Annotated in this window: 1 rRNA gene; it reads left to right on the top strand. The window is 50.0% G+C overall.

The features are described from left to right. Nucleotides 1-124 (top strand): 16S ribosomal RNA (locus tag KI363_RS21770); the annotation flags it as partial. Between the last annotated feature and the right edge of the window lie 154 nt (nt 125-278).

Genomic DNA, 278 nt, shown 5'->3' on the forward strand with positions numbered 1-278 from the left:
GTTTGTAACACCCGAAGTCGGTGAGGTAACCTTTTGGAGCCAGCCGCCGAAGGTGGGACAGATGATTGGGGTGAAGTCGTAACAAGGTAGCCGTATCGGAAGGTGCGGCTGGATCACCTCCTTTCTATGGAGAAAAGCAGAGGCGACTGTTCAGGGGCGACAGAAAATGTTCTTCTGGAGTAAAAGTCAATAGACTTTGACGGAGGAAGGTTATTTTCTGCGAGCCCCTAGGAGCCGGAGCTAGACACGAAGTACAAAAGTACAACTTTAAGACGTTC

This window comes from Lederbergia ruris, assembly GCF_018332955.1.
GTDB lineage: Bacteria > Bacillota > Bacilli > Bacillales > Bacillaceae_C > Lederbergia > Lederbergia ruris.